Origin of the sequence: Trebonia sp. (assembly GCF_049794275.1) — a bacterium.
Taxonomy (GTDB): domain Bacteria; phylum Actinomycetota; class Actinomycetes; order Streptosporangiales; family Streptosporangiaceae; genus Trebonia.
In genome coordinates this window covers 1-2878 of record NZ_JBARCR010001143.1, presented here as the reverse complement: position 1 = coordinate 2878, position 2878 = coordinate 1, and the positions used below count along the sequence as shown (strand labels likewise).

Sequence of the window (2878 nt, the reverse complement as noted above, 5' to 3'; positions counted from 1 at the left end):
AGGCTGGCCCCGGATCGGCGGAAAGCGTACAGCGGCCCGCCCAGATCGGCCGACTCCTGCCCAGGCCGCGCCGTCACGGCAAGCACGCGAACCGCGCTGGGCAGCGAGTCGAGCGTGAAAGCGCGGGCGACCTCCGGGTGAGTGGTGGCTTCGATCGTCATCGGGTGCTCCTCAGTGGCTCATCTCTCGGTGCGTGCCGGCCGCCCAAACACGGAAGGCCGGCTGCCACCAACCCTCGCCCTCACTCGTGAGACCGCTGTGCAGCCGTTATGGAGATCCGATGGAGGCGGCGGCACCTTCGGCGACATCGCCACGGCGCTCGGCCTGCGGCCGGCGCTGGAGTCGGAGCTCAGGCCGTTACCTCGGCGGCGTCCGGCCGGCCAGTTCGTAGGCGAGGTACCAGCCGTTGACGGTGCCGACACCGTCGACCAGGCTGTAGCCGGCCTGCGCCTTGAAGCCATGCAGCGTGTAGGTCTTCACGGGCGTGCCCTGGGTGAAGGTCACGGTGTTGTTGCCCGAAGTGACGGGCACTATGCCGGGGGCCCGCTCGGCCGACAGCCAGTACAGCGTCGGGTTGATGAGGCCGAGGGGGTGGCCGGCGACCTGGTCGGCGAGCGCCACGATGCCGGCGAATTCCGGCGTCGACTCGCTGGTGCCGCAGGACGGGTACCAGCCGGCCGGGGTGCCCTGTTGCGGGAAGCTCTGGTAGGTGAACACCGGGCTGGTGCAGGCACCGTTCATCGAGACGTCCGGCACCCCGCGCGCGCTGCCCACCACGTTCTTGACCCCGTCCTGGTAGAACGGGCGGGAGAAGAGCACCGACAGGCCGCCGCCGGTGGCGTACGGGACCGTGCCGTCGCCGAGGTGGGGGTTGTAGGTGTCGTTCCACGCCACCGACGTGTACGTGTTGCCCTTGCCTGCCACCAGTTCGGTGCCGCCCACGCCGGTCACCAGCGGGTCGCTGTCCGGCCAGGATGTCACCCGGTGGGTGTAGTAGGTCTCTTGGTCGAGTCCCACGTCGGCCACGCCGCTGTCACCGGAGGCGGCCAGGACGGTCGGGCCGTCTTCCTCCTGCGCCGCCTGAACGTAGGCGCTGCGCAGGTGATAGCGGTTGATCTGCCCGAGACCGGTGAACGTCTGCTCGGTAGCGCTGAAGCTCTGGCTGATCACGCCGCCGAGGTGGTGCTTGACTACGTAGTTCTCGGCCTCGACGATCTGCGGGAAGCCGGTCACGCCCTCGGTCTCCGACACGGGGGTCTCGACCAGCAGGATGTTCGCGCCGGGCGCGATCGAGTGCGCGTACTCCACGTCGAGCGTGGTCTCGCCGCCCCAGCCGGTCATGTCGGAGTTGTCGGGGTTCCACTTCGGTATCGTCCCGGCCGGAGTGATGATCTTGATCGACGGCGGGGCGGGCAGCTTGAATTGCCGGTCGAAGACGGCGAGGTCCTTCTTGATCGTCGGCGAGCCGAACGAGTCGACGATCACGATCGTCTGGCCCTTGCCCGTGATGCCGTGCCTGTACAGCGGGGCGAGGTTGTACGCCGTCTCCACCTGCTGTGGCGTGATGCAGTGGTAGAAGCCGAGCGCCACGCAGTTCGCCTGCGATGGCGCCGGCATGCCGGCCATCGGGTGGATCACGCCGGGCTTGATGACGATCGTCGGCGTGCCCGCCGCGGCCGACGCGGCCGACTTGGTAACGGCGGATCCCGCTGGCGCGGCGGCGGCGATCACGCCAAGAGCGAGCGCAGTGGCGCCCACAGCCAGCCCGGTAACTTTCCCTTTGCGCACGTGTCCTCCGGGCCGGCTAAGAAATTGACACATCGACCATCGAATAGACACATATCACATCAGATAACAAAGGGGAATGTGCTCGACCTCTCCGGACGCTAGCGGCCAGCGACGGTGAGCAGCTCGCGCACCGCGCCCCGTGACGCATCAGCGACACCACCTATGGTGGTGTATGATGTGGTGTATGAAGCGGACCAACATCTACCTCGCTGAAGGCCAGGCCGCAGCACTGGACCGGGTAGCGGAGGCAGAGGGCGTTTCCCGGGCTGAGCTGATCCGTGAGCTGATCGACCGCGCGATCGGCGGACATCCCGGTGCCGATCTCGCGGCCGATCTTGCCGCGATCAACGATTCCTTCGGGATCATCGCGGGGCAGGAGGCATTCTCCCGCGCCCGAGACCACCGCATGGATTACCTGGACCGGCTGGCCGACGCGTGATCCTGGTCGACAGCGACGTCCTCATCGAGCACCTGCGGGGCAAGACCGCGGCCCGAGACTGGCTCGTGGACGTGCGACAGTCCTCCGGGCCGCTGGCGATCAGCGTCGTTAGCCTGACCGAGATCGCGGGCGGGATGCGTCCGCCGGAACGCCGCGAGGTCATGCGACTGCTCGGCAGCATGCAGCGATTCGAGGTCACGGAACAAGTGGCGTGGCGAGCGGCGACGCTCATGCAGGAGTACCGCCGGTCCCATTCCGGTATCGGCCTCGGAGATTACCTAATCGCCGCGACCGCACTCACCGAAGGACTGGAACTCGCCACGCTGAACGTCCGGCACTATCCCATGTTTCCCGAACTCGCGCGCCCCTTCTGATCGTGCCCGGCGAGAGCTGTTGGCGGGACCTGGATAAGCGGTAGGCGAGGTGTGCTAGCGGTCTTGAGCGCTGCTGTCCGCTGGCGCGTGAGCCGCCGCCGCAGGTGGGCGGTGCCGGGCGTGGCGTAGATGTCGGCTTCGCGTTGTGGTGTGCGGCGGCGTTCGGCCAGGTGCAGCAGGTCCACGGCGGCCAGCACGGCCAGCGATGCGGCCAGCCAGATGCCCAGCACGAGCAGCGGATGGGCCAGGTCGCTGCCGGGCAGGTAGACCACGTCGC

Annotated in this window: 4 protein-coding genes; 2 read left to right on the top strand and 2 right to left on the bottom strand. The window is 68.0% G+C overall.

Features of this window, described 5'->3' with window-relative positions; all coding sequences use genetic code 11:
* Positions 1-357 precede the first annotated feature (357 nt).
* Positions 358-1788: a S53 family peptidase gene (locus tag WA805_RS28320; RefSeq protein WP_425243855.1), complete on the bottom strand. Its 1431-nt coding sequence runs from the start codon at positions 1786-1788 to the stop codon at positions 358-360.
* 184 nt (positions 1789-1972) lie between these two features.
* On the opposite strand from WA805_RS28320, the gene WA805_RS28315 reads away from it, so the two are divergent.
* Both WA805_RS28315 and WA805_RS28310 read left to right on the top strand, forming a co-directional pair.
* Positions 1973-2227 (top strand): CopG family transcriptional regulator, encoded by a 255-nt coding sequence (locus WA805_RS28315; protein ID WP_425243854.1) that lies wholly within the window; start codon positions 1973-1975, stop codon positions 2225-2227.
* Positions 2224-2601 (top strand): type II toxin-antitoxin system VapC family toxin, encoded by a 378-nt coding sequence (locus tag WA805_RS28310; protein ID WP_425243853.1) that lies wholly within the window; start codon positions 2224-2226, stop codon positions 2599-2601. The genes WA805_RS28315 and WA805_RS28310 overlap by 4 nt, the downstream gene beginning before the upstream one ends.
* Here WA805_RS28310 and WA805_RS28305 read toward each other — a convergent pair.
* The coding region (locus WA805_RS28305; RefSeq protein ID WP_425243852.1) for a hypothetical protein at positions 2565-2878 on the bottom strand (314 nt) is incomplete at its 5' end. The genes WA805_RS28310 and WA805_RS28305 overlap by 37 nt on opposite strands.

Coding starts and splice junctions, on each gene's coding strand:
- WA805_RS28315 (WP_425243854.1), top strand. CDS start 1,973: ATGAAGCGGACCAACATCTACCTCGCTGAAGGCCAGGCCGCAGCACTG.